Origin of the sequence: Micromonospora sp. NPDC049230 (assembly GCF_040647875.1) — a bacterium.
Taxonomy (GTDB): Bacteria; Actinomycetota; Actinomycetes; order Mycobacteriales; family Micromonosporaceae; genus Micromonospora.
On sequence record NZ_JBEZCZ010000023.1, the window covers coordinates 54,404 to 80,588 of the forward strand.

The 26,185-nt window shown below is 68.6% G+C and carries 14 protein-coding genes; 11 read left to right on the forward strand and 3 right to left on the reverse strand.

The genetic code is table 11. The features are described from left to right. Positions 1 to 138: 138 nt before the first annotated feature. Positions 139 to 855: an aquaporin gene (locus AB0A95_RS19970; RefSeq protein WP_357557248.1), complete on the reverse strand. Its 717-nt coding sequence runs from the start codon at positions 853 to 855 to the stop codon at positions 139 to 141. Positions 856 to 1,186: 331 nt separating this feature from the next. Between AB0A95_RS19970 and AB0A95_RS19975 the strand changes: the two genes are divergently transcribed. From AB0A95_RS19975 to AB0A95_RS19990, 4 genes are all read left to right on the forward strand, one after another. Then, the gene (locus AB0A95_RS19975; RefSeq protein WP_357557249.1) at positions 1,187 to 1,468 is read left to right on the forward strand and encodes an adhesin; all 282 of its coding nucleotides are present in this window, start codon (positions 1,187 to 1,189) and stop codon (positions 1,466 to 1,468) included. Positions 1,469 to 1,532: 64 nt separating this feature from the next. Further along, positions 1,533 to 2,420, forward strand: coding sequence for a sulfotransferase domain-containing protein (locus AB0A95_RS19980; RefSeq protein ID WP_357557250.1), 888 nt, complete (start codon positions 1,533 to 1,535; stop codon positions 2,418 to 2,420). A 386-nt stretch (positions 2,421 to 2,806) separates the two neighbouring features. Beyond that, positions 2,807 to 3,199: a cupin domain-containing protein gene (locus tag AB0A95_RS19985; RefSeq protein WP_357557251.1), complete on the forward strand. Its 393-nt coding sequence runs from the start codon at positions 2,807 to 2,809 to the stop codon at positions 3,197 to 3,199. Positions 3,200 to 3,247: 48 nt separating this feature from the next. Further along, complete coding sequence (locus AB0A95_RS19990) at positions 3,248 to 5,047, forward strand: glycoside hydrolase family 15 protein (RefSeq protein WP_357557252.1); 1,800 nt, start codon at positions 3,248 to 3,250, stop codon at positions 5,045 to 5,047. Between the two features lies 1 nt (position 5,048). On the opposite strand, the gene AB0A95_RS19995 is transcribed toward AB0A95_RS19990, so the two are convergent. Beyond that, complete coding sequence (locus tag AB0A95_RS19995; RefSeq protein WP_357557253.1) at positions 5,049 to 6,239, reverse strand: threonine synthase; 1,191 nt, start codon at positions 6,237 to 6,239, stop codon at positions 5,049 to 5,051. A 179-nt stretch (positions 6,240 to 6,418) separates the two neighbouring features. On the opposite strand from AB0A95_RS19995, the gene AB0A95_RS20000 reads away from it, so the two are divergent. The 6 genes from AB0A95_RS20000 to AB0A95_RS20025 all read left to right on the forward strand — a co-directional run bounded on the left by AB0A95_RS20000 (position 6,419) and on the right by AB0A95_RS20025 (position 22,715). Beyond that, positions 6,419 to 7,207, forward strand: a complete 789-nt coding sequence (locus AB0A95_RS20000; protein WP_357557254.1) for an aldo/keto reductase — start codon at positions 6,419 to 6,421, stop codon at positions 7,205 to 7,207. Between the two features lie 126 nt (positions 7,208 to 7,333). Next, positions 7,334 to 7,486: a hypothetical protein gene (locus tag AB0A95_RS20005; RefSeq protein ID WP_357557255.1), complete on the forward strand. Its 153-nt coding sequence runs from the start codon at positions 7,334 to 7,336 to the stop codon at positions 7,484 to 7,486. Then, positions 7,486 to 8,337, forward strand: a complete 852-nt coding sequence (locus AB0A95_RS20010; RefSeq protein WP_357557256.1) for an N-acetylmuramoyl-L-alanine amidase — start codon at positions 7,486 to 7,488, stop codon at positions 8,335 to 8,337. Before AB0A95_RS20005 ends, AB0A95_RS20010 begins: the two co-directional genes overlap by 1 nt. 676 nt (positions 8,338 to 9,013) lie before the next feature. Then, positions 9,014 to 12,235, forward strand: a complete 3,222-nt coding sequence (locus tag AB0A95_RS20015; RefSeq protein WP_357557257.1) for a DNRLRE domain-containing protein — start codon at positions 9,014 to 9,016, stop codon at positions 12,233 to 12,235. 44 nt (positions 12,236 to 12,279) lie between these two features. Further along, a complete protein-coding gene (locus AB0A95_RS20020) occupies positions 12,280 to 15,801 on the forward strand; it encodes a LamG domain-containing protein (RefSeq protein ID WP_357557258.1) in 3,522 nt (1,173 codons plus the stop codon). Positions 15,802 to 15,881: 80 nt separating this feature from the next. After that, positions 15,882 to 22,715: a polymorphic toxin-type HINT domain-containing protein gene (locus AB0A95_RS20025; RefSeq protein WP_357557259.1), complete on the forward strand. Its 6,834-nt coding sequence runs from the start codon at positions 15,882 to 15,884 to the stop codon at positions 22,713 to 22,715. A gap of 886 nt (positions 22,716 to 23,601) precedes the next feature. Here AB0A95_RS20025 and AB0A95_RS20030 read toward each other — a convergent pair. After that, entirely contained in the window at positions 23,602 to 24,708 is a 1,107-nt protein-coding gene (locus tag AB0A95_RS20030; protein WP_357557260.1) for a cellulose binding domain-containing protein, read from the reverse strand. Between the two features lie 298 nt (positions 24,709 to 25,006). Here AB0A95_RS20030 and AB0A95_RS20035 point away from each other — a divergent pair, with 298 nt between their 5' ends. After that, positions 25,007 to 26,113, forward strand: a complete 1,107-nt coding sequence (locus tag AB0A95_RS20035; protein WP_357557261.1) for an FAD-dependent monooxygenase — start codon at positions 25,007 to 25,009, stop codon at positions 26,111 to 26,113. Positions 26,114 to 26,185: the final 72 nt, after the last annotated feature.

Sequence of the window (26,185 nt, forward strand, 5' to 3'; positions counted from 1 at the left end):
GCACTCGACGCACTCCGGGGTCCGGGGGCTTTCCGGCACCGTTGGCGGCGCCACCCGCGTCGTCGTGGTCGCGCCGCTCTCGCGGTATCCCGCAGGCGCCACGGCGATCTGGTCCTCCAGCGACTTGACCGCCAACCGCTACGTGGGCCGGCCGACCGACTTGTCGTGACCACCCCAGTAGTGCCGCTGCGCCCCCATCACCATGGGTGCGACAAGTGCGGCGAGCGCCCCGCCGAGCAGCGGAAAGACGATGAACACCCAGAGCTGCCGCAGGGCCACGCCACCCTCGAAGACCGCCGGGCCGAACGCGCGGGCCGGGTTGACGGCGGCCCCGGTCAGCGTCACCCCCACCAGTTGGGTCGCGGCGAGAGCCAACCCGATGGCCAGACCGGCGGTTCCGGGATTCTCGCTCCGACTGGTCACCACCAGGACGACAAGCACGAAGAGGAACGTCAGGATGAGTTCCAGCACCGCCGCGCCGCCCCTGTTGATGTGCGCGCCGTAGCCGTTCGTGCCGAGCGCGGCGGTCTGGTCCGCGACGTCACCCCAGCGGGTCAGCGCCCACAGCACGAAGGCGGCCACCGTCGCGCCGACGAACTGCGCGACCCAGTACGCCACCGCGCCGATCACCGAGATCTTTCCGGAGAGCAGCACACCCAGCGTCACCGCCGGGTTGACGTGGCTCCCGGACAGTGGGCCGATCGTGTAGACGAGAGCGACCATCACGAAGCCGAAGGCGAGAGCGACCACCACCACGCCGCCCTGGACCCGTGCGGCGACGGCGCTACCGACGCCGAAGAAGACCAGCAGCAGCGTGCCGAGGAACTCTGCCGCGTACCGACGGAAGTCGCTCATGAATCGAGCGTAAGTGCAGGTCAGGTGGCTGTTGTCGGAATGGCTATCTGCGACCGGCGCGGGCGGCGGTCCGGGGTTGGCTACCCCCGTTCGGCCGGATCACACAGGTGCGCCGGCCCCCGCTCTCGACTGATCCGGCTCTATTTGACGGATGCCCGGCCAACGGGCACGGTGGGAGTGCAGGGGCCGCCAGCTGCCCCGATTCGACGCGACGGCGACGACCGTTCGCCCTCCTGTCGCCGCACACGTGCGCTCGTACGCGAGCCGACCGTCCGGTCTGGGCACCGCACCATGCCGACCGCGAGCCGAGAATCCACGAGGAGTTCCACACATGCTCACCATGACCGACAACGCCGTGCTCGTCATCCGTGACCTCGCCAACCAGCAGGACGTCGCCCAGGACGGCGGCGTACGCATCGCCGCCGACACCGAGGCCGGCTCGCTGAGCGTGGAGTTGGTGCCCGAGCCGGTGCAGGGCGACCGGGTGATCGACAATCAGGGCGCCCGAATATTCCTGGACGAAGATGCCGCCGAGTTGCTCGGCGACGCCTCGGTGGACGCCACAGTCGACGACGAGGGCATCATCCAGTTCGGCTTCACCGAGCGGCAGTAGGCTCGTCCGCCCGGGGGTCGGAATTCGACTGCACCGGCGTCGGCTCGGTGACTACGCTGCTCCGATGCTCACGCCGGCGCACCGCTACCGTTCCGACGACGAGGACAGCGCCCGCTGGGTCGGCTTCCCGTTCCGGGACGGCGACATCGTGATCAGCACCCGGTCCAAGAGCGGCACCACCTGGATGCAGATGATCTGCGCCCTCCTGGTGCTGGGCACTGCGGAGTTGCCGGCGCCGTTGAGCGTGCTGTCGCCGTGGCTGGACTGGTTGGTCGAGCCACGCGACGTGGTGTTCGACCGGCTGGCCGCCCAACCGCACCGGCGGTTCATCAAGACGCACACCCCGCTGGACGGGGTGCCGCTCGACGCGCGGGTGCACTACGTGGTGGTGGCCCGGCACCCACTGGACCTGGCGGTCTCGCTCTATCACCAGGCCGGCAACCTCGATCGGGTACGCCTCGCCGAGCTGACCGGCCAGCCGGCACCAACCGGGCCGCCGCGGCCCCGCCAACCGCTGGAGCGGTGGCTGGCGAGCTGGGTCGACCGGGAGGTGGATCCTCGTGCCGCGTTGGACTCGCTGCCCGGGGTGCTGATGCACCTGAGCGACGCCTGGGCCCGCCGGCACGAGCCGAACGTCGAGCTGGTGCACTATGACGACCTGTTGGCCGACCTGGGTGGTGAGATGCGCCGGCTCGCCGAACTGTGGCGTATCCAGGTCGCTCCCGAACGCTGGCCGGAACTCGTCGAGGCGGCCACCTTCGGGCGGATGCGGGAGCGCGCGGACCGGCTCGCCCCGGACACCCTCGGCGTGCTGCGCGACCGGCGGCAATTCTTCCGCCAGGGCGCCTCCGGCCAGGGCCGCAACCTGCTGGACGAGTCCGCGATGACCCGCTACCGAAAGCGAGCGGCGGAGCTGGCCCCGCCCGACCTGCTGCGCTGGCTACACCGCTGACCCCCCACCCTCACCCGCGACGATCTTGCAGTTTCGGTCGCCGAAACGCGTGAGATATCCCCTGTGCGGCGACAGTAGGTGCACGATCGCGGCGGGAAAGGGGTCGCACAACAGAGCGCGCGGCGCCGCTTCGACAGGTGTCGGAACGTCGCCGCGCTCTGGCCGTCTCCCACCATCGCAGCCGTTCGGCGGTACGCCGGCGGGGACCTGGCTCGACCGGCCGTTCGTGCCGGTCCGGTGTGACGATCCCCGGTCCGCTGGGATCCAAACCCGCGGACCGTCGGGAATTCCGTCATTCACGAGTCCCGGCGTCGTGCGGCGCAGGCCACCAGCGCCATCCGTCATACCCGGCGTGGCGCGCTGCCCGACGGGGTATGAGCCTGGTCATGGAGCATTTCACGATCGCGACCGAAGCCGAGAAGAGCCCGGATTTCCGGCGGGTGCTGTGGACCGGTGAGCACACCCAGTTGGTCGTCATGACCATCCCCGAGGGTGGGGAGATCGGCGAAGAGGTGCACGAGGACGTCGACCAGATCCTGACCTTCGTCAGTGGCGTCGGTGAGGCCCGGGTCGCCGGTTCGAAGCGAAAGGTCGTGTCCGGTGACCTGGTGGTCGTGCCGGCCGGGACCAAGCACAACTTCGTCAACACCGGCCCCAACCCGCTGGTGCTGTACACCGTCTACGGCCCGCCGGAGCACGCCGACAAGGCCGTACACCGGACCAAGGAGGAGGCCGACGCGGCGGAGGCGGCCGGCAAGGACGAGCCACCGACCTCGTGACCGCTCGGGCAGCGGTCTGATCCGGGCCGATGCGGGTACCCCCGGCGGGTGGAGCAGCAGCCGGCGATCTCCGACTACGGATTCCTCTCGGACTCCCGTTCGGGTGCGCTCGTCGGCAGGGACGGCTCGATCGACTGGTGGTGCCCGCACCGGTTCGACGGGGCCTCCGTGTTCGGGCGGCTGCTCGACCCGACCGCCGGGCACTTCCGGCTCGCCCCGGTCGGCGTCGGCGGCCCGGGGCACCGGGTGGAGCGCGCGTACCGGCCGGGCACGTTGGTGCTGCGCACTGTGCACCACACGCCGCACGGCAGCGTGGCGGTCACCGACGCGCTCGCCGCCGAGGCCGGCGCCCGCGCCCACGAGCTGGGGATGAACTCGCCCGCCGTGCTGATCCGGGTGGTCGAGGGGCTGTCCGGGCGGGTCCGGATGGGCCTGGATTTCGCGCCCCGACCGGAGTACGGCCTGCTCACGCCGTACCTGCACGAGCAGCCGGACGGCGGGGTGCTGGCCGGCGCCGGCCCGGTGGTGCTGGTGCTGCGCGTGCCGGGCCTGCGCCTGCGGGCGGGCCGCGACCGGGTGACGCACGAGTTCGAGGTGTCCGGCGGTCAGGTGGTCGGGATGGACGTGGCGTACGGTGCCGCCTACGGTGACCCACCGGCCCGACTGGACCCGGTGGCCACGCTCGCCGAGACGGGCCAGGCGTGGGACGCGTACCGGGACGTGCACACGTACTCCGGCCGGTACCCCGATCTTGTCCGGCAGAGCGCGACGGTCCTGACCGGCCTCACGTACGCCCGCAGCGGCGCGGTCGCCGCCGCACTGACCACGTCGCTGCCGGAGCAGATCGGCGGCGACCGCAACTACGACTACCGCTACTCCTGGCTGCGGGACTTCTCGTTCACCATGCGGGCGCTGTGGGTGGCGGCCTGCCCCGACGAGGCGTCCCGGCTGTTCGCCTGGGCGTCGCGCTCGATCGGCCGGATCGGCGACCAACCGGTGCCGGTGCTCTTCGGCCTGGAGGGCGAGCGTGACCTCTCCGAGCACCACTGTCACCATCTGCGCGGATACCGCGACAGCAGGCCGGTCCGGATCGGCAACGACGCGTGGCGGCAGCGGCAGCTCGACGTGCCGGGTGAGGTGATGTCGGCGGTGTGGCGGCTGCGCGACTATCTCGGCACGCCGTTCGAGGGCGAGCTGCGCGAGATGGTGCTCGGGTTGACCGAGCAGGTGGCGGAGACGTGGCACCTGCCGGACCGGGGCATGTGGGAGACCCGGGACGAGGAGCGTCACTACCTGTCGTCCAAGGTGATCTGCTGGCTGACGCTGGACCGGGCGGTGGGTCTCGCCGACCGGCTCGGGGAGAGGGCCGACCCGCGCCGCTGGGCCGGCGTACGCGACGAGATCCGCGAGACAGTGCTGCGCGAGGGCTGGAACGAGCGGATCGGGGCGTTCACCGGCGCCTTCGGTTCGGCGGAGCTGGACGCCTCGGCGCTGACCCTGCCCGTGGCACACTTCCTGCCCGCGACCGACCCGCGGATGCGGTCGACGATCGCGATGGTGGAGCGGGAGCTGGGCACCGAGGACGGACTGCTGCGGCGGTGGACGACCGATCCGGGCGGATTCCTGCTGTGCTCGTTCTGGTTGGTGGAGTGCCTGGTCATGGCGGGTGAGACGCCGCGGGCCGAGGCGCTGTTCGAGCGGGTGGTGGGGTACGCCAACGACGTGGGGCTGTTCAGCGAGCAGGTCGACCTGGCCACCGGGGAGCAGCTCGGCAACACCCCGCAGGCGCTCTCCCACGTGGGGCTGATCAACGCGGCCTGGCGGTTGACCAACCCGGACAGCTACTGAGTCACCCCACCACGGGTACGCCGGACACGTCGACGGTGTCCGGATACTTCAGCCCGGCACCGGTGTTGAGCACGACCACCCGCTCGCCGGCCCGGATCCACCCGCCGGCGCGCAGTTGCCGTGCCGCCGTGAGGCAGGCGGCACCCTCCGGGCAGAGCAGCAGCCCCTCGCGGGCCGCGAAGTCCCGGAGGTCGGCCAGGATGTCCGCGTCGTCGACGGCGACGGCGGTGCCGGAGGACTCCCGCAGCGCCGCGAGGATCAGCTCGTCGCCCAGCGGGGCCGGCACGGTGATGCCGAACGCCACGGTGTGCGCGTCCGCCCACGGCTGCGCCCGGTCCTCACCGGCGGCGAACGCCCGCACGATCGGTGCGCAGCCGGTCGACTGCACCGCCACCAGCCGGGGCAGCTTGTCGCCGACCCAGCCCAGCTCACGCAGCTCGTGCAGTGCCTTGTGGATGCCGATGAGCCCGACCCCGCCGCCGGTCGGGTAGATGATCACGTCGGGCGTCTGCCAGCCGAGCTGCTCGACGATCTCGTACCCCATTGTCTTCTTGCCCTCCAGCCGGTAGGGCTCGCGCAGCGTGCCGGCGTCGAAGATCGCCCCGTTCGACTCCGCGACCAGCTCGGCGACCCACCGGCCGGCGTCACTGATCAGCCCGTCGATCAGGCGCAGGTCGGCCCCCGCGGCGACGCACTCGCGCCGGCAGATGGCCGGGGCCTCCAGCGGCATGACGATTGTCGCGCCCATCCCGGCCCGCGCGGCGTACGTGGCCCAGGCCGACCCGGCGTTGCCGTTGGTGGGCATCGCGATCCGTTCGACGCCCAGCTCGCGGGCCCGGCTCACGCCCACCGCCGCGCCGCGCGCCTTGAACGACCCGGTCGGGACCAACCCCTCGTCCTTGACCATCAGGTCCGCGATGCCGATCTCGGCGCCGTACGCCGGGGCCCGCAGCAGCGGAGTCCAGCCCTCGCCGAGCGTCGTGACGTGCCGCGGGTCGCCGACCGGCAGGAGCTCCCGGTAGCGCCACAGGTCGGCCGGGCGCAGTCCGAAGCGTTCCGGGGTGAGGACCTCCGCCACCGCCGGCAGGTCGTAGCGGGCCAGCAGCGGGGACCCGCACTCGCAGAGGTTGTGCAGCGCGTCGGCGGCGTACTCCTTGCCGCAGCGCGGGCAGTCCAGATGGGTCAGGTACACGTCGCTCCTCGCCGTCAGACCGCGTCGATGCTCAACCAGCGCCGGCCGCGCCCCGGCACGCAATCCGGGTCCGACCGGTAGGTCACACCCGCATTCTGCGGCAAACCGGATCGGTGCGCTGGATGCCGGAGTGTCCGGTTCGCTCGCGGCCGGGGGCTCGGCGGGGTAGAACGGACCTCATGGACCTCACCGACCAGCCCACAGTTCTGCTTCCGGGCGACGTACGGATGCCCCTGCTCGGCTTCGGCACCTGGCAGGCCACCGGCCAGGCCGGTTACGACGCGGTGCTGGCCGCGCTCGACACCGGCTACCGGCACGTCGACACCGCCACCGTGTACGGCAACGAGCGCGAGGTCGGTCGGGCGGTGCAGGAGAGTGGGCTGCGCCGGGAGGACGTCTTCCTCACCACCAAGCTCCCGCCGAACCGGGTGGGCCAGGAGCGCGCGACGTTGGAGGCCAGCCTGGAGGCGCTCGGCGTCGACCAGATCGACCTGTGGTTGATCCACTGGCCGCCGTCGTCGCCGTCGGACAGCATCCCGCTGTGGCGTGAGCTGCTGGCCGCCCGGGACGAGAATCTGGTCCGGGCGGTCGGTGTCAGCAACTACAGCACGGGGCAGATCGACGAGCTGATCCAGTCGACCGAGGAGAATCCGGCGGTCAACCAGATCGAGTGGAGCCCGGCGCTGTACGACCGGCAGCGACACGCCGAGCACCGGGACCGGGGTGTGGTGCTTGAGGGTTACAGCCCGTTCAAGACCAGCGACCTCAGTGATCCGGTGTTGACCAGGATCGCTGCCGCCCACGGGGTCTCGCCCGCGCAGGTGGTGCTGCGGTGGCACATCGACCACGAGATCGTGGCGATCCCGAAGTCGGTGACGCCGGAGCGGATCACCGCCAACTTCGACGTCTTCCACTTCTCGTTGACGGCGGAGGAGATGCGCGACATCGACGCCCTCGGCGAGGTCTGACTTGGCGGTTTCCTTCAGAGGCTGATTCGGTGCTGAAGGGCATCGACATCGACGTTTATGACGGTATAACGTGCCCGTCATCACGTTCGTCGATGCGTTAGCACCCGCCGTCGCTGGAGGATCGTCATGGCCCGATCACCATCCATCCGTCTGCGCCGCCGCGGCGTGCTCGGCATCCCCGCCCTGGTGGCTGCCGCGCTGACCGTCGTCGCCCGGCCCACCCCGGCGAACGCCGCACCGAAGGCCGAGTGCCTGGCCGACCTGCTCCGCGAAGCCTGATGGCGACGATCGGATGGCTCGTCGACGTCCTGCGTGGCGCCGGGGTCCAGGTCGTCGTCGAGGGCGACTGGCTCAACCGGATGCGGCCCGGCTCGTTCGACCCGATCGGGGTGCTCTGGCACCACACCGCCTCGACCTCCAGCGCCAGCAACCCGCGCCCGGCGCTCGGCGTCTGCGTCAACGGCCGCTCCGACCTGCCCGGGCCGCTGTGCCAGGCCCTCGTCGACTACCACGGCGTCTTCCACGTCATCTCCGCCGGCCGCTGCAACCACGCCGGGGTCAGCGGCGGCAGCGGGCCGATCCCCGCCGGGGACGGCAACACGCTCATGATCGGGTGGGAGATCGACTACAACGGCGTCAGCCAGGAGATGACCGCCGCCCAGTACAACGCGTCGCTCGCCGCCACCGCCGCCGTGCTCACCCGGCTCGGCCGGGACGGCAGCCACGCCCGGGGCCACCGGGAGACCAGCACCACCGGCAAGATCGACCCGTCGTTCATCGACCTGAACGTCATGCGGGCCGACGTCGCGGCGCGGATGGCCGGCGGCACGGCATGGTCCTCCACCGTGGACAACACCACCACCGGTCGGTTCACCGCCAGCGCCAACTGGGGCGTGTCCACGTTCTCCAGCCAGCGGTACGGCGCCGACTACCGCTACGCCGAGCCGGTCGCGGCCAGCGACCCCGCCTGGTACCGGTTCAACGTGCCGGCGGCGGGCAGTTACCGGGTCGAGGCCTGGTGGCCGACGAACTCGGGCTACAACAGCGCCACCCCGTCATCGCCGACGCCGTCCGGCTCACCCGGGCCTGACCTCGGCCGCCCGCGCCTGACCTCGACCGCCCGGGCTTGATCGACTCGACTTTCTGAAAGTCGGGGAGTCCCGGGCGCGATGATGCCCCGACTTCAGGTAACCCGAGTGAATCATGACGGTGGCTGATGTCCAGTACCAGGATTTGTCGGACGAGAAGCCGAGGTGGGGCACTGTCCCTCCTGGTACTGCTGGTGACCGCGTGGTCAACCCCGCTGGGGTGACGTTCTCCGCCGGCCTTGGGCAATGGCGACGAGAGCGTCCACTATTCGGGATTGGCGGCGGTCGGCTTGTCATCGATATGAGCGCCTTCGCAGGTGGGAGGCGTGTCGACTCGTCAATTCGCAGACCTGTGAGTAGTCGAGCGGCCCGGGTCCGATCGGTGTGGGGCTGCTTTCGCCGCCGACGGCACTGGGGACCGCACGAGGCCGTGTGGCCCGAATGGAGTGCCGGGTGCGGTCTACTGTGGTGGTTGGATCTCCGCCTGCCGGGCAAATGTTTTTGGCCTTCGATTGTCGGGCAAATGGCGATTGACCAGGGCTGGCGGAGGGCCGCCGGTCAACCCGGTCTGAACAGGGAAGACTCCACTGTGTCACCGACAATGGCGAAATCGGTGGATTGCCACCTTCGTCCTCACTGTTTGTGACGCTACTTGTGCGTAGAGCGGACTTCTACCTACAGTCCCGATCGATATCAGGGACACACGGGGGAGGGGTTCGTGGCAGGTCGAAAGACTGCCACCGTTCGTTCATGCCTTGCGGCAGGTGTTGCCGTGCTGACGGCGGTCGCATTGGCTGGCATATCGGGCGAACCGGCGGAGTACCTCGCCGCCGGGCCCGATGGCGTAACGGGTGGCGTACAGAACAGGTCCGACGAGGCGGTCGCCGCACAGACCGCGCGAAGTACCGGCAAACCGGTGTGGGTCAAGAGCCTCACCTCCGAGACCACCGAGGTGTTCGCCCTGCCCGACGGGCAGTTCCGGGCAGAGCTGTCCCTCGGACCGACCCGGGTCCGCCGTGGTGACGACTGGGTTCCGGTCGACCTCACCCTCCGTCGCGATGCCGACGGCACCGTCCGCCCCGCGGCACACCCTTTCGACCTCACGATCTCCGGCCCTCGGCCGGACGGCACCCACGAGCTGGCAGTGGTCGGCAAGGGCGACGACCGGGTGGCGGTCAACTGGGCCGGTGCGTTGCCCGAGCCGCAACTGCGCGAGGACCGCGCCACCTACGTGGACGCGCTTCCCGGCGTCGACCTCGTTGTCCGGGCGAGCCGGGTCGGCCAGGAGACGCTGTTCGTGGTGAAGACCCGTGACGCCCTGAGTCGGGTTGCGAGGATGTCGCTGCCGGTGACGGGTCCCAACGTGGCGGACATCCAGCGCGGCGTGGGCGGCGACCTCGCCATCAAGGACGCGACGGGCCGCACCATCGCGAAGACCCCGGCGCTGAAGATGTGGGACGCGCGGGTCGACGCGCAGGGTGAGCCCACCAGCAAAGTGCCGGTCACCTCCGCCGTCGCCAAGGTCGCCGGAGCCGCCACGCGGGGTGGCCTCGCGCTGACCCTCACGCCGGACCAGAAGTGGCTCGCGGCACCGGAGCGGAAGTATCCGATCACCATCGACCCGCAGATCAACCCCCTCTCCACCACCTTCGACACCTTCGTGCAGGCCAACGAGAGCGTCGACCAGGACGGCGAGAAGGACCTGCGGCTCGGCAAGCTCGGCACGACCGGCCCGATCACCCGGTCGTTTGCCCGCTGGGACACGGCCGCCCTGGTCGGCAAGCAGATCAACTCGGCAACCATCTCGCTGTGGAACTGGTGGACGGTGGATTGCGCCGCACGGTCCTGGGAGCTGTGGACGACCGGCTCGATCGCCGACGACATCGTGTGGAGCAGCCAGCCGGCCTGGAACCAGTTGGAGAGCACCTCCACGGCGTCGGCCGGCTACGACGCGTCGTGCGACGACAACTGGGTCGGCATAACCGCCACCAGTTTCTTCCAACGGGCGGCCAACGCGGGCGACACCCGCGCGGACATGGGCCTACGGGCGACCGATGAGACCGAATCCAAGGCATTCAAGCAGTTCGGGTCCCGCAACTCCGGCGCCACGAGCGTGCCGAAGGCCGTCGTGACGTACAACTCGTACCCGGCGGTGACCGCGAGGTCGACGGCGCCGGCCACCAGTTGCGTGACCGGCTCCGGTCGCCCCACTGTCAACACGGTGACCCCGCAGCTCAAGGCCACCGTCTCCGACGCGGAGGGGACCGCCATGTCGGTCACCTTCGAGTGGTGGGCGATGAACGCCGACACACCGATCGGCTCGGCCGTCCTTAGCGGTGTCGGCAACGGGGCCACCGCCGCGACGACGGTCCCGGCCGGCGCCTTCGCCGACGGCGGCATCTACCGCTGGCGGGTCAAGGCGTCCGACGGCGTGACCGGCAGCGACCGCTGGTCGTCGTTCTGCGAGATGCAGGTCTACACCACAGCTCCACCGGCGATCGGCTGCACCAGCGGCACGGAGAGTGACTTCAACGGCGACGGCGTCGCGGACGTCGCGATCGCCGACCCCGAGGCCACGGCGAACAGCCAGATCCGCGCCGGGCAGGTGCACGTCAGCTATGGCGGCAGCTCCACGGTGCAGACCCTCCAGGAGGGCGTCGACAAGGTGCCTGGCGCGCCCGAGCCTGGTGACCGCTTCGGCACCTCGATCTCCTCGTACGACGCCAACAACGACGGCTGCACCGACCTCGCGGTGGGTGTCCCGTTCCAGGATGTCTCCGGCCTGCAGGACGCCGGCGTCGTGCTCGTTCTGCTCGGCTCGCCGGCAGGGCTGGCCAAGGGGCCGGACTCGCTGACCTATCACCAGGACGTCACGAACGTGCCGGACGCGGCCGAGGCCCACGACTGGTTCGGCTACGCGGTAGCCGGCAGTCGGACGGCCAGTGGCCAGTCGTACCTGGTCATCGGCGCGCCCGGTGAAGGCCTCGCCGCCCCGGTCACCGGCATCGTCCACTACATCCGGGGCGACGTGAACGTGGCGCTCAGTCAGGGTGCGGGCATCCCCGGCGTCGCCGAGACCGACGACCGCACCGGGTACGCGGTGGCGGCCTCCACGTACCACTGGGGCGTCAGCTCGCCGGGTGAGGCGATCGGCACCGAGGCGTTCGCCGGCACCGTGAACGTCTTCAGCCACATCCTGACCGGTGGGCTGCCCACGCACGCCGTCGAGCTCAACCAGGGCTCGCCGGGTTGGAATGCTGCCGAGGCGAACGACAACTTCGGTAAGTCGATCGCCATCGCACCGTATCGGCCAGTCGGATCACCGCAGGGCACCCCGGATTCGCTGGTGGTAGTTGGCGCGCCTGGTGAGGATGTTGAGCGCAACCCACCATACCGGCCGATATCGGACGTCGGCACGGCGGAGGTCTACCACGTCACCGCAGCCAACTCCATTGAGCTGGCCAGGTTGGTCAGGTTCGATCCACGGCAGCCAAACTTGGACTCCGGCGATTACCTGGGCGAGAAGGTCATGGTGGTGAACACCAACCCGGCAGTCGAGAGCACCAATTCGACGATGTTCATCGCGCTGGGCGTTCCAGGTTGGGACGGTTACGTCCCAACTGAGGACGGGCGCGTCGCCGTACGCGACGTCGGCCAGGTGTGGGTCCTTCCCGCGCTGTCCTCGACGAGCGCTCCGGTGAAGATCGAACGCAACGGGACGAGCCTGCCGGGCAACCCCCGCGTGAGCGAGATCGTCGGCACGTCGCTCGGGGCCACGTCGAAGCGGCTCCTGGTGGCAACCCCGTACGGCACCGACGCCGTCTACGGCTTCACCTGGTCGAACCTGGCCGGCGGGTCGACGGCGCCCACCGACACCTGGCAGCCCGGCGTGAACGGCTTCCCGGCCAACGTGAGCACGTTCGGGGCGGCGGTCAACTGATGAAGAACATGAATGTGCGCAGTTCAACGGGGGAGGACCTGACGGTGGCGCGTCGTACGAGAAAGCGGGGTCGGCTCTTCACGCTCGGCCTCACGGTCGGCCTCGCCGGCCTGCTGGCCGGCACCGCCTACGTGGCCGCTCCCGAGCCGGCCCCACCGACCACGCCGGTGGCCGCCCTGGAGACCGACCCGGTGCGCGACACCGAAGCCGAAGCACTGATCGCGGCGGCGGACCTCAACCAGCCCGTCGAGGTGCTCGCACAGCGCGGCGAGTACCGGGACGTCTTCGCCCAGCCGGACGGGACGCTCATCGCCAACGAGTACAACCAGGCGGTGCGAGTCCTTCGGGGTGACGCCTGGGTGCCGGCCAGCGCGGCGCTCGTGGTTCAGGCGGACGGGACGATCACTCCAACTGCCGCGCTGCTCGACATGCGTCTGTCCGGCGGTGGCACCACGCCCCTCATGGTGGTCCAGCGCGACTTCCGGGTCATGACGCTCACCTGGCCCAACTCCCTGCCCACCCCGACCATCTCGGGCGACCAGGCCACCTACCCGGAGGTCTTCCCCGACGTTGACCTGGTGGCCAACGTCACGGTCGAGGGCTTCTCCCACGTTCTGGTGCTGAAGACCCCCGAGGCCGCGAACCTGCCCGAGTTGCGGGACCTCCGGCTGGGAGTGACAGGGGAAGGGCTCGACATCGAAGAGACCGAGGAAGGTGGCGTGGTCGCTCTCGATCCCGCCACCGGCAACCCGGTGATGGAGGCCGACGCCCCGACGATGTGGGACAGCGGCAACCAGGAAGGCGGCGGCGAGGCCCAGCGCGGTTCCGCCGTAACCACCGAGCCCGCGGACCCGGGCGACGCTTCGGCCCGGGGTCCCGGGGAGGACTCGCGGGTGGCGAAGGTCGGCCTCGACTACACCCAGGGAACGCTGAGCCTCACTCCGGACGCCGCGATGCTCGCCAGCCCGGACACCACCTACCCGGTGTACGTGGACCCGGTGTGGCAGAGCAGCACCAACAGCGCCTGGGCGATGGTCGACAGCGGCTATCCGTCCGAGGAGTACTGGAAGTTCGACACCAACCGACACGAGCGCATCGGTCTCTGCCCGAGCTTGTGCAACAACTCCAAGGTCAAGCGCATCTTCTACCAGTTGGCCACACCGTACGCCGGCAAGGCCATCCTGGAGGCCAAGTTCCGGGTGACCCTGCAGCACGTCTACAACACCACCGCCCGCGCGGCGGCGCTCTACCTCATGCCGTCCGGGATCAAGTCCAGCACGAACTGGGGCAACCAGCCCGGCGGGTCGGGGTGGTCGGGTGCCACGCACCTGGCCAACAACTCGCCGACCAAGGTGCAGTCGTCGTGCACCTCGACGAACCAGAACACCGAATGGGAAGCCAAGGCCGCGGTCCAAACGGCGGTGAGTAAGGGCTGGAGCAGTGTCACGCTCGGTCTCCGGTCGGTCAACGAGAGCGACTCCACGCACACGAAGCGGTTCTGCGACAACGGCGTGCTCTCCGTCCGCTACAACCGGGCGCCGGTGATCGCGAACGAGTCCGAGCTGACGATGTCGCCCGGCGGCGGCTGCGTGTACGGCTCGGCCGCGCCCTACTCGGACGTTCCGCCGCGGCTCAACGCCGTCCTGCGGGACCCGGACCACTCGTCCGCGCACACCGAGCAGGTCAAGGCCGAGTTCAAGGTCACCTGGACGCCGGACGGTGGAAGTCTGCAGACCCGCAGCTACACCACGCCGTTGAAGGCCAGCGGCTCGGTGTTCAGCTACTACGTGCCGTCCGACATCGCGCAGAACGTGCCGATCTCCTGGGAGGTCCGGGCGAGTGACGGTGTGAGTTGGGGGCCCTGGAGTTCCGACGGCGCGCGTAACGTCTGCCAGTTCCTGTACGACACCACCAGCCCGAGCGCCCCGGATGTGGACTCGCCGGAGTATCTGCCCGATGACGCGGCCGACACCACTGCCGACTGTCTCGACGACGACCAGTGGCGCGGCTCCATCGGGGTCCAGGGCAGCTTCACCTTCGACTCGGCTGCCACCGACGTCGTGGAGTACCAGTACAACTTCAACGACAGCGCCACGGTGTCGGTCAAGCCGGCGACGAGCGGTGGCCCGGTGACGATCAAGTGGACGCCCGACAAGGAAGGGCCGCGCCAGCTCTTCGTGAAGGCGATCGACGTGGCGAAACGATCCAGCACTATCGCCACCTGCACCTTCCGGGTGGGTAAGCGTCCACCGATTGCGCAGTGGCCACTGTCGGACATCGCCACCGCCAAGGTGGCGAGCGACCAACTCGGCTCGCACGATGCCAAGATCGGTAGTGGCGTCACGTTCGGCGTGGCGGGGTCACTCGGCCCGTGGGACACGGCTGCCACCTTCGACGGCACGTCCAACGCGTACCTCGTCACCGAGAACTCGGTGGTGGGCACCGCCCGCAGCTTCTCTCTCACCGGCTGGTTCCGGGTGGACGATCCCAACCGGCGCCAGGTGGCGGTCAGTCAGGACGCCACCGGCGAGCCGGGCTTCAGCCTGGGTGTCGACCAGGGCAGCTGGTTCTTCCGGATGCCGACGAACGATGTCATCAACCTGGGTGAGTGGAGGGTGAACGCGGGTCCGGCGACCACCGCCTGGACCTTCGTCACGGCTGTCTTCGACGGCACGAACAACAAGATCTCCCTCCAGGTCGGTACGGGTGCCCCCGTGGTCAAGGACCGACGTTCACTCGTGGAGTCCCGTGGCGCCCTCCAGTTCGGCCGACACACCTACAAGGGCGGCGGATACTCCGACTTCTGGAAGGGCGCGATGGCGGACGTCTCCGTCTTCGACCGTCCGGTCGTCAGCGAGGACACGGCTGGCCTGGAGAAGCACAAGCTGGACCGGAAGGGCTACTGGCAGCTGAGCACCCAGGCCAACAAGTCCAGCCCAAACTATGACGCCGGTGGTGAGGCGCTGCGCCTCGGGCAGGAGAACACCCTCGTCCAGAGCAATCCGATCACCGGCATGATGGGCTCGGGTTACCTGCAGTTCCAGGGTCTCGCCGGCCAGTACGCCGAGACGACCACCCCGGTCGTCGACGCGGCGGGAAGTTTCACCATCTCCGCTCGCGTGCGGTTCACCAGCGGTTCGCAGAACCATCCGATGACGGCGATCTCCATCAAGGGTGCCAACAACAACAGCGTCGTGGTCCTTCGGGGTAATAACGATGGTCGCTGGGAGATGGCTGCCACCACCGACACCGGCAGCTCAGCGGTGTACGAGGCGACTCAGCACGAGAGTGCCCCTACCAAGATCGGAAAGGGCGACCACGTCGCGCTGGTCTACAACGGGTACAGCCGCGAGCTGCTGTTCTATCTCAACGGTCAGGCCCTTGGCTTCCAACTGGACAAGCCGCTGCCCGCCCTCGGCAACGTGCAGTTCGGCCGGTCCTTCGTGAACGGCGCCGAGCGGGAGAACCTGTCCGGGGCGATCGACGACATTCGGATCTACAACGGCGTCGCCGACAAGGTCAAGATCGACCGGACTCGCCTGATCGTCGAGCAGCCCAACCTCTGACACCACAAGCGTTGGGGCCGTCCTTGCGAGGGCGGCCCCGACGCCTCATGCCTTTTGTCCGACAACCCTGGGGAGGGTGGATGTTCTCCCGACTTCTGGGCACGTCCGGCGCGGTGCAGCGCCGGACAGTGCGACAGGTGTCCTGGGCGATGACCGTCGTGATGTGCGCGAGCGTCATCCAGGTCGTCAACGCCCCCGCATCGGCTGCCGCCGAGCGCAAACGTCCGACGGCGACCGACGTCGGCAAGACCGTTCCGAACCGTGCGCCCCTCGGCGTGAAACCGCGTACGGCCAACCCGGCCGCGGCGCCCGCCACGACCACGCCCGCCAAGGTCACCTGGCCGGCCGCGGGAGCCACCGAGATCGCGGTACCCGCCGCGCCCGCCCGCGCAGCCGAGCAGGCCGGCGCGCGTACCGCCGCTGGGTCGACGGCACGCGGACCGGCCGCGACCGGCAGGGCCGGCGGCCTCGCGGTCTCGGTGTCGGCCGGCGCCAACCCGGCGAAGAAGGCCGGCACGTCGCCGGCTTCCGCACCGGCGAAGGTACGCGTCGAGGTGCTCGACCGCGCGGCCTCCGAGCGGGCAAGGGTCGACGGCCCGCTGGTGCGGGTGAATCGCGCCGACGGCCAGCAGGGTGCCGGCGACATCCAACTCGGCGTCGGCTACGACGGCCTGGCCGGCGCTTTCGGCGGCGACTTCGGGTCGCGCCTGAAGCTGGTGAAGCTGCCGGACTGTGCGTTGACCACCCCGGAGAAGACCGGCTGTGCGGCGGAACCGGTGCCGACCGTCAACGACAGCGAGTCGCGTACGGTGTTCGCCACGGTGAGCGCGGCCGCGACGGGCGCGACCTTCGCGTTGGCCGCGACCGAGTCCTCCTCGCAGGGCGACTACGGGGCGACGAAGCTCGCCCCGTCGTCGAAGTGGTCGGTGGCGCCGTCCACCGGCGGGTTCTCCTGGAGCTACCCGCTACGAACACCCCCGGTTCCCGGTGGCGGCGCTCCGGGCATCAACCTCGCGTACTCGTCGCAGTCGGTCGACGGCCGCACCGCCACGACCAACAACCAGGGCTCCTGGCTGGGTGAGGGCTTCAACTACGAGCCCGGGCACATCGAGCGTCGTTACAAGTCCTGCGCCGAGGACGGCCAGGACCAGTACGCCGACCAGTGCTGGGCGTACGACAACGCCACCATCCTGCTCAACGGCAAGTCCACCGAGTTGGTCAAGAGCGGCGACACCTGGAGGTTCGCCACCGATGACGGCTCGAAGGTGGAGCGGTTCACCGGTGCGGACAACGGCGACGATGACGGTGAGCACTGGAAGGTCACCACGACCGACGGCACGGAGTACTACTTCGGCCTGAACAAGCTGCCGGGCTGGACCGCCAACAAAGAGGTCACCGGGTCGACCTGGACGTTGCCGGTCTACGGTGACGACGCCAAGGAACCGTGCAACAGCCCGAAGGACGGCTTCACCGCCTCGCACTGTAACCAGGCGTGGCGGTGGAGCCTCGACTACGTCAAGGACCGCTACGGCAACGTCAGTTCCTACTTCTACACCCCAGAGACGAACTACTACGCCCGGGGCAAGCGCACCGATGTCAACGGTGTGCCCTACCACCGCGGCGGCTACCTCAAGCGGATCGACTACGGGCAGCGACACAACGCGGTCTACACCACGAACGCTCCGGCCCGGGTGCGGTTCGACGTCAAGGAGCGGTGTCTGGCGACCGGCTCCATCGACTGCGACCCGCAGGATCTGAACACGACCACCGCGCCGTACTGGCCGGACGTGCCCTTCGACCGCAACTGCACCAAAGACACCAGGTGCAAGCCGGACCAGATCACGCCGACCTTCTGGACCCGGGCCCGGCTGACCGACATCACCACCGAGATCCGTGAGGGCAGCGGCTGGGCCCCCGTCGACACCTGGAAGCTCGACCACCAGCTCCTCGACAACGGTGACGCCTCCCGCACCCTCTGGCTGCACAAGATCACCCACACCGGCCTGTACGGCGCCGACATCGCCATGCCGTCGGTGGAACTGGGCAATCTCCAGCTGCCGAACCGGGTCGACCGGGACAACGACAATATCGGTCCGCTGGTCCGGCCCCGTCTCGCGACCGTCTGGACGGACACCGGTGGCCAGATCGACGTCAACTACGCAGATCCGGACTGCACCAAGAGCACGCTGCCGACCGAGGGCAACAGCACGCAGCGCTGCTACCCGGTCAAGTGGAACCCGTACGGCAGCGGCGATCCGATCACCGACTGGTTCTTCAAGTACGTGGTCTCCGCGGTCGTCGAGACCGACCGCACCGGTGGCGCACCGGACATGGTCACCAAGTACGACTACCGGGACGGCGCCGCCTGGCGGAAGGCCGAACCCGACGGGATCTCCGACCCGAAGGACCTCACCTGGAGCGAGTGGCGGGGCTATGGCAAGGTCATCGTCACCGTCGGCAACGGCCAGACCCAGACCACCAGGACCGAGTACCGCTATCTGCGCGGCATGCACGGCGACAAGATTCCGAACAGCACCGACACCCGGGACATCCGGGTGGAGGACTCCGCTGGCGTCACGCACATCGACTACGACGAGTTCTCCGGCCACCAGTTGGAGAGCACCGTCTACGACGGCGCCTCGGTGGTCAGCCGCAGCATCGCCACCCCGTGGCGGCACAACACCGCCACCGAGTCGCACAGCTGGGGTGCCAATAAGGCGTGGTTCACCAACACCTCGGTGACCCAGAACTTCGTGGCGCTCGCCACCGGTGGCTGGCGGCAGACCAAGAACATCTCGTCCTTCGACACGGATTTCGGTCGGGTCACCACGACCGAGAACCTCGGCGACGTCGACGTAACGGGCGACGAGGCGTGCAACACCACCACCTACGCGGACAACCCCAGCATCCACCTGTACAGCCTGGTGGCGCAGACCGAGTCGTTGTCGGTGGCCTGTGGCACCTCGCCGGTGGACCGGAAGACCCAGGTCATCTCCGACACCCGGACCCTCTACGACGGCAATGCCTTCGGGGTGGCGCCGACGCTGGGCAACCCCACGTCTTCGGAACGGCTGGCGAGCCACAACGGCACCACGGCCACCTTCATCACCGCCGCGTCGGGGACCTTCGACGCGTACGGTCGACCGCTCACCGCGACCGACGCGATGGGCAAGACCACCACCACCGAGTACACCGAGACGAACGGCCTCACCACCAAGGTGGTCGAAACCAACCCGCTCGGTCACGTCACCACCACCGAGTACGCCCCGGCCTGGGGCAGCCCGATCAAGCAGACTGACCCGAACAACCTGGTCAGCCAGTTGGAGTACGACGCGCTAGGTCGAATGGCCAAGGTGTGGATGCCGGACCGTACCGGCGCGACGGGGCTGAGCCCGAGCATCAAGTACAACTACCTGATCCGCACCGACAAGCCGGTCGCGGTCAAGACTGAGAAGCGGCAGAACGACGGTTCGTACAGCGTCGAGTACAAGCTGCACGACGGCCTGCTGCGGCCACGCCAGGTGCAGACCGAGGGGCCGAACGGCACCCGGATGATCGCGGATACCTTCTACACCGCGACCGGAAATCTGGACAAGACGTATGCGACCTACAACGCGGCCGGTGCTCCGACCGACGCCATCTTCCCTGCACGTAACGGCGAGGTCGACGGCCAGACGCTCTATGTCTACGACGGGGCCGACCGGGTCAAGGCGGAGATCTTCGCGGTAGCGGGCAACGAGAAGTGGCGCACCAGCACCACGTACGGCGGCGACCGCGTGTCGGTCGACCCGCCGGAGGGTGGCACCCCCACCACGACGATCTCCAACGCCATCGGCCAGAAGACTCAGCTGCTCCAATACAAGGGCGCCGGGCCAGCGGGGGCCTTCGACAAGACGGACTACACCTACAACCGCTCCGGCCAGCTCGCGACGGTCACCGATCCCGCCGGCAACGTCTGGAAGCACGAGTACGACCAGCTCGGCCGCAAGGTCAAGTCGATCGACCCGGATGCGGGTACGTCGACGATGAGCTACGACAATCTGGACCGCCTCACCAGCACCACAAATGGTGTGCAGCAGACGATCAGCACCACCTACGACGCGATCGGCCGGACGACCGCCACCTACCAGGGGGCGGCCGAGACCGGCGTACTCCTCAGCAGTTGGACCTACGACCTGGAGATGCTCGGGCAGCTCTCCATGACGAGCCGGTGGATCGACGGCGCCGAGTACGCCACCTACCACACCGGCTACGACGAGTTCTACCGGCCGCACGCCACTTTCTACCAGGTGCCCGAGCACGCCGGCGCCGAACTCGCCGGGATGTACAGCTTCGCGGCCGAGTACAACCTGGATGGCACCGTCGCAGCGACGGGCATGTCCGACGGTGGAGGCCTGCCGATCGAGAGCATCGCCTACACGTACGACGGCATGGAGCGGTTGATCGCGACCGAGGGCGACGTGCCGTACCTGACGGACGTCGACTACTCGACCACCAGTGAGGTCATCCAGACCGAGGCGAAGCTCGGCGCCAACAAGGTCTGGTCGACCTACGGGTACGAGCAGGGCTCCAAGCGCCTGACCAACCAGCGGTTGGACCGTAGCGGCGCGCCGGTCATCGACATCGACGCCCGCTACAGCTACGACGCGTCGGGCAACATCACCCAGATCGCCGACACTCCGTCGGGCACCCGGGACGTGCAGTGCTTCACCTACGACTACCTGCGCCGGATGGATCGGGCGTGGACGTCGGCAAGCACCGCCACCGACCCGTGCGCCGGAGGCCCGTCGACGACGGGTGTGGGCGGAGTGGCCCCGTACCACCACGCCTATACCTACGACGTGGTCGGCAACCGCAAGACCGAGTCGCAGTTCGCCGCCAACGGCACCTCGATCAAGGAGCGCGCCTACACCTACCCGGCCGCGGGCCAGCCGCAGCCGCACACCCTGCGCTCGATGACCGAGACGACGTCGGCGGGGTCGAAGCTCCACGAGTACGGCTACGACGCCGCGGGCAACACGACGCGTCGAACGAAGGTCGGCGAGGACCAGACCCTGAAGTGGGACGCCGAGGGCAACCTGGAGTCCGTCACCGACGCCGCAGGTAAGAAGACCAGCTTCCTGTACGACGTCGACGGCTCCCGGATGCTCCGCAAGGAGCCGACGGCGACGACTCTCTACCTGCCGGGCATGGAGATCCGGCTCGACCACACCACCAAGGCGACCGACGGCACCCGCTACTACTCCCTGCCGGGCGGCGGCACGATCGTCCGGAAGATCAACGGCCTGCACTACGTCGCGTCCGACCACCATGGCACGGGCCAGGCGACGGTCGACGAGAACGGTGCCATCGTGCACCGGCGGACCACGCCATTCGGTGAGGCCCGTGGCGGGAGCCCGGCACCGGGGCAGTGGCCGACGGAGAAGGGTTTCGTCAACGGCAACCAGGACTCGACCACGGGCCTGGTGAACATCGGCGCCCGCGAGTACGACACGGTCACCGGTCGGTTCATCTCCGTCGACCCGATCATCGACAACAGCGACCCGCAGCAGATGCACGGGTACGCGTACGCCAACAACAACCCGATCTCGTTCTCCGACCCCGACGGCCTCAAGGCGTGCTCCGACGACGCCTGCGGTCCCGGTGCCGACTACGAGGACATGTACGGCAACTACCACGACGTCAAGGGTCACAACGACGGTTGTGGTGGGTGCTCGGGGGCGTACGACCCGGACGAGCCGACCAAGAACGCCTGGAACAACCCCCGGGCCAGCGACGAGGACCGCCGGGCGGCGGCGGCTGCCGCAGCAGAGAAGGAGCGGCAGGCCCGCATCGCGCGGGCGAAGCAGAAGGTCCTGAACGCCGCCAAGGCTCTCGCCAAGATCATGATGGACGAGCTGGGCATAACCGATGCTCTGGACTGCTTCGTCAAGGGCGACATGGGTGGCTGCGTCAGCACTGCCATCAATATCGCTAGCTCCGCCATCGGTGGGGCACTCGGGAAACTCGCCGCGCGATACGGTGCGCCATGGAAGTGGAAGAAGTTCGCTAATCTCGCCACTCGCGCTAAGGGTCTCCTTGGTGAGTTAATTGACGGAGCGAAGACGCTCCTCAAGAAGGGTTGCCACAGCTTCGGGCCGGGCACGCTGGTGTTGCTTGCCGACGGGTCCGTGAAGCGTATCGAAGACATTGGCTTGAATGACCGCGTAATAGCTGCGGACCCCTTGACTGGGCGGGCAGGGTCAAGAAGTGTCGTAGCGACCCATGTGAACATTGACATGGATTTGACTGACCTTGCATTGAAAATGGCGGGTGGTCGTAGGGAAATTGTCCGGACCACTCAACACCATCCGTTCTGGAGCAGCGACCGACAGGGCTGGGTAGACGCCGGAGATCTTAGGCCGGGCGAGCGCCTCCTAAGCGTTAATGACCAAGCCGTAACGGTAGTGACTGTCAACTCTTACTCGGGCAAGAAGCGCATGTATGACCTGACGATCAAGGGCATGCACACGTACTTCGTGCTCGCGGGTAGCGCGCCTGTGCTGGTGCATAACTCGGGTGGAGACGACTACCTCTACCGTGGGGTACCGTGGGGCCACCCAGGTTATGACAACGCAAAGCAAGGCATCGCCCTACCCGTTGGTGGCCACGATGACCCCGCTCGCCACAATGGCGGCAACACTAATAGCGAGTTCACTTCGTGGTCCAAGGAACTCTCGATCGCGGATGATATTAGCCAGGAAGGTGGCGGTCCGGGCGTTACGATGCGAATCAAGTCTGGTAATTACGCAAGCCAACTGGTCGACAGTCCCGACATCTATGAGGAGGCCGAGGTCTTGGTGAAGGGTCCTCTCAGTGGGGCAGACGTCAAGATCAGCATGCTGGGCGAGTTCGGTCCTGCTTGTTCAGCGTAGAACGCCGAGGAGTTGCGCAGGTGGAAGATGATCCGGTCGGAGAAATCGTCTCAGCGCTCCGGCGATTCGGTGAGGCGCGTCTGGCTGACTCCGTCTCGAAAGGCTTAGTGGAGTACGAAAGTTCGAGCGTGAGCATCGAAGATCTTAGGCGAACGTACAGGAGGCGTGTGGAAAGGTTGCCGGATTCAAGTCCATCCGGCATAAAGGCCCGGGAAATACTGGATGCTGTCTCTGGGTCGGACTCCGAATCCGTCCAGATGATTCGCTTGAAGTCGCATGAAGGGCTCGACTCGATATTCCTTTATGATGAGTTGAACCAGCGCGTCATGTGCATATTGCCGGTTTCGGCTGAAGAGATGCGCTAACCCCCATCCCTCTGGGAGGCGGTGGCGGTAGTCCGAGCGTTTAAGCATTCCGCAGTCCGCATGCAAAGGGGCGAGCTGACGTCGACCGGTCATGAGTGAGCAGTAGGGGTGTGGCCAGACGGCACACCCCTACTTCTCATTTCCGGCATGGCCAGACACGCGATGAGGTGACCGCTTGGCGTCCAGCAGGAGGGTGCGTGGAGATCACTGGAGTGGACGAGCATTCGAAGGAGCGCGGATATGCGTTATTCGGACGGCTCCGGGCCAGTGGCGCTCTTATTTGAGCTTCGCTGAAATTGGTGGCAGAGGCAGGCGTTGCCGGCGAGGGTGGCGTGGGCGACTGTCCGCCGTCAGGCTGAAACCCAGGGGCTAGCGGGGACCGGTGACTGAATAAGGTCGGTGACGTTGGTCGGGGTCCTGCACCACCGGCTATTCTGGCCGTACTTCATCAACCGGGTGTGACCAACGAGAATGGGGGCGTGACCTGGTGGTCACGCCCCCGCTGTCACTGGCGGAGCCGGTTAGTTCCGGGAGCAGCTTGCCCCGTTGAGCGAGAAGTTGGTCGGGGACGAGTACGACCCGCTCAGCGTGCCCTGGTAGCCGAAGCTGGCCGTGCCGCCGGGCGCGATGGACCCGTTGTGGCTGATGTTGCGGGCGGTCACCGCAGACCCGCTCTGGCTCACCGTGGCGTTCCAGGCGTTGGTGACCTGCTGCCCGCCGGGCAGGCTGTAGTTCAGCGTCCAACCGTTGATCGCGCTCGACCCGGTGTTGCTGATCAGCACGTCGGCGGTGAAGCCGTTGTTCCACGAGTTGGCCGTGTACTTCACCGCGCACCGGGCGCCGCCCGGCGGGTTGGTCGGCGGCTGGCCGCCGCCGTTGACCGCGGCCGAGAACGACGTCACCGCGAGGCCGACGCCGCCCTGCCACGGCTCGAAGCCGGCCTGGATGCTGGTCAGGTACCAGGAATTGCTGATCGCGCCCCGGTTGCGGGTGTCGTTGATGAAGTCCAGCACGCTGAAGTTCAGGCTGGAGACCGCCGACGACGCGACGTAGGAGATGACGTTGTTGGAGCCGTTGCTGCCCCGCCAGACCTCCCAGGTGCGGCCGGCCAGGTTCGTGGTCCCGACGACCGAGCCGATGGGCTGGATCGGACCCTGCCGGTTGAGCCAGATCATGATCTCCATCTGGTTCACCCCGTCGCGCTTGGGCGACGGGTCCAGCCAGATGTCGTACGACGCGTTGTAGGTCGCCCCGCCGACGTAGCGGTAGGAGATGCTGCTGGTGGCACTGCTGATCTGGCTCACCTGCATCGGCAGGTTCGTGCCGGGGGAGCAGTTGGTGTAGTGACAACCGAAGAAGATCGAGGGGTACGCCGTCGGCGCGCCGTTGGTGGGGCTGCTGCCGTTCAGGGTGGTGATCTCGAAGCCGTTGCTGGTGGCGTTGATGCACTGCTGGGCGGTGGTGCCCCAGCGGTTGTTCTGCACCACGTACCGCCCCTGGATGACCGTCGAGCCGTACTGCTCGCAGATCTGGGTGTCGGCGGAGGCGGTGCCGCCGAAGGCCACTGCTACCAGCGAGCCGGCGAGCAGCAGGCCGGCGGCGGCCAGGGCACGAAGTTGACGTTTCATGACGCTCCTTGACTCGGCGCATGCCGGGCGCCGGATGTGGTGGGGTGGTGCGGGAGCGCTCCCACGCTCAAAGACACATTTACATGCCTGAAACTACTGCGCAACCGCACGCGGCAAAGTGAGGAATCGTGCGGATTGCCGTGCCCCACCGGACGGCTGTCGACGGGCTACCTGCTCACGGTCTCGACACGCCGGCGAGCGGCTCCGGACGGCCGATCGGCCCTGGCGTGCGTCGATCGCTCCGAGTAGCGTGTTGCCTCCAACGCGTTCCGCTCCCCCTCCGGAGGCGTACACCACCATGGGTGGCTCCCCCCTGCGCATTCTCGTCGTCGGCGCGGGCATCGCCGGCCTGGCCGTGGCCCGGGCCCTGCGCCTCGCCGGCTTCCGGCCCGACGTCACCGAGAAGCTGCCACCGGGGGAGTGCACCGAAGCCGGCCTCTACCTGCCCGGCAACGCCGCCCGCGCGCTGCACCGGCTCGGCCTGCACCACCCGGTCCGCCCGCTCGGGCAGGTGATCCACCGGCAGCGGTTCTTCGACGCCACCGGAGCGCGACTCTGCGAGGTCGACCTCGACACCCTGTGGGCCGGCGTCGGCGAGTGCCGGGCGCTACCCCGGTCCGACCTGCACCGGGTGCTGCTCAGCGGCGCCGGCGGCGCCGTCCGGCACGGTGCCGAGGTCCGCACCCTGGAACTGCTGCCGGGGGCGGTCGGGGTCACCTTCACCGACGGCACCACCACCGAGTACGACCTGGTCATCGGCGCCGACGGGCCACGCTCCTCGGTGCGCGCGCTGGCCGCGCTCGGCGGGCCGCCCCGCCCGGTCGGTCAGGTGGTCTACCGGGCGGTGCTGCGCGACGGCCCGCCCGTCACCGAGTGGACCGCCCTGCTCGGCCAGCGCTCCGGGTTCCTCATGGCGCCGATCGGCGCCGGGCGACTGCACCTCTACGCCGACGAGGCCGGCACGGCGGCACCTGCCGACCCACTGGCCCGGCTGCGCGACCTCTTCGCCGACTACCGCGGCCCGGTGCCGGAGGTGCTGGCGGCACTCGACCGGGTGCACGTCGGGATCACCGACGAGGTCGAGTTGGGCCGCTGGCACCGGGGGAGAGTGCTCCTGGTCGGGGACGCCGCCCACGCCACCGCGCCCACGCTGTCCCAGGGTGCGGCAATGGCGCTGGAGGATGCGGTGGTGCTGGCGGAGTCGCTGCGCGCCGCCGGCAGTGTGGAGGCGGCCCTGGTGGCGTACGAGAGTCGTCGTCGTCCGCGTACCCGATGGGTGCGGGACCGGACCCGGGACCGCAACCGGACCAGGGACGTGCCGCCGGCGCTGCGCGACCCGCTGCTGCGCGGGCGCGGCGGCCGAATCTTCGGGGAGCACTACCGGCTACTGCTCGGCCCTCTGTAGGCCCGTAGTAGATCGTGTCACGCCACCCCACGCGGCGCTGCGACCTGCCGGGGACTATCCTCCTTGCGGATG

Coding starts and splice junctions, on each gene's coding strand:
- AB0A95_RS19970 (WP_357557248.1), bottom strand. CDS start 855: ATGAGCGACTTCCGTCGGTACGCGGCAGAGTTCCTCGGCACGCTGCTG.
- AB0A95_RS19975 (WP_357557249.1), top strand. CDS start 1,187: ATGCTCACCATGACCGACAACGCCGTGCTCGTCATCCGTGACCTCGCC.
- AB0A95_RS19980 (WP_357557250.1), top strand. CDS start 1,533: ATGCTCACGCCGGCGCACCGCTACCGTTCCGACGACGAGGACAGCGCC.
- AB0A95_RS19985 (WP_357557251.1), top strand. CDS start 2,807: ATGGAGCATTTCACGATCGCGACCGAAGCCGAGAAGAGCCCGGATTTC.
- AB0A95_RS20000 (WP_357557254.1), top strand. CDS start 6,419: ATGGACCTCACCGACCAGCCCACAGTTCTGCTTCCGGGCGACGTACGG.
- AB0A95_RS20005 (WP_357557255.1), top strand. CDS start 7,334: ATGGCCCGATCACCATCCATCCGTCTGCGCCGCCGCGGCGTGCTCGGC.
- AB0A95_RS20010 (WP_357557256.1), top strand. CDS start 7,486: ATGGCGACGATCGGATGGCTCGTCGACGTCCTGCGTGGCGCCGGGGTC.
- AB0A95_RS20025 (WP_357557259.1), top strand. CDS start 15,882: ATGTTCTCCCGACTTCTGGGCACGTCCGGCGCGGTGCAGCGCCGGACA.
- AB0A95_RS20030 (WP_357557260.1), bottom strand. CDS start 24,708: ATGAAACGTCAACTTCGTGCCCTGGCCGCCGCCGGCCTGCTGCTCGCC.
- AB0A95_RS20035 (WP_357557261.1), top strand. CDS start 25,007: ATGGGTGGCTCCCCCCTGCGCATTCTCGTCGTCGGCGCGGGCATCGCC.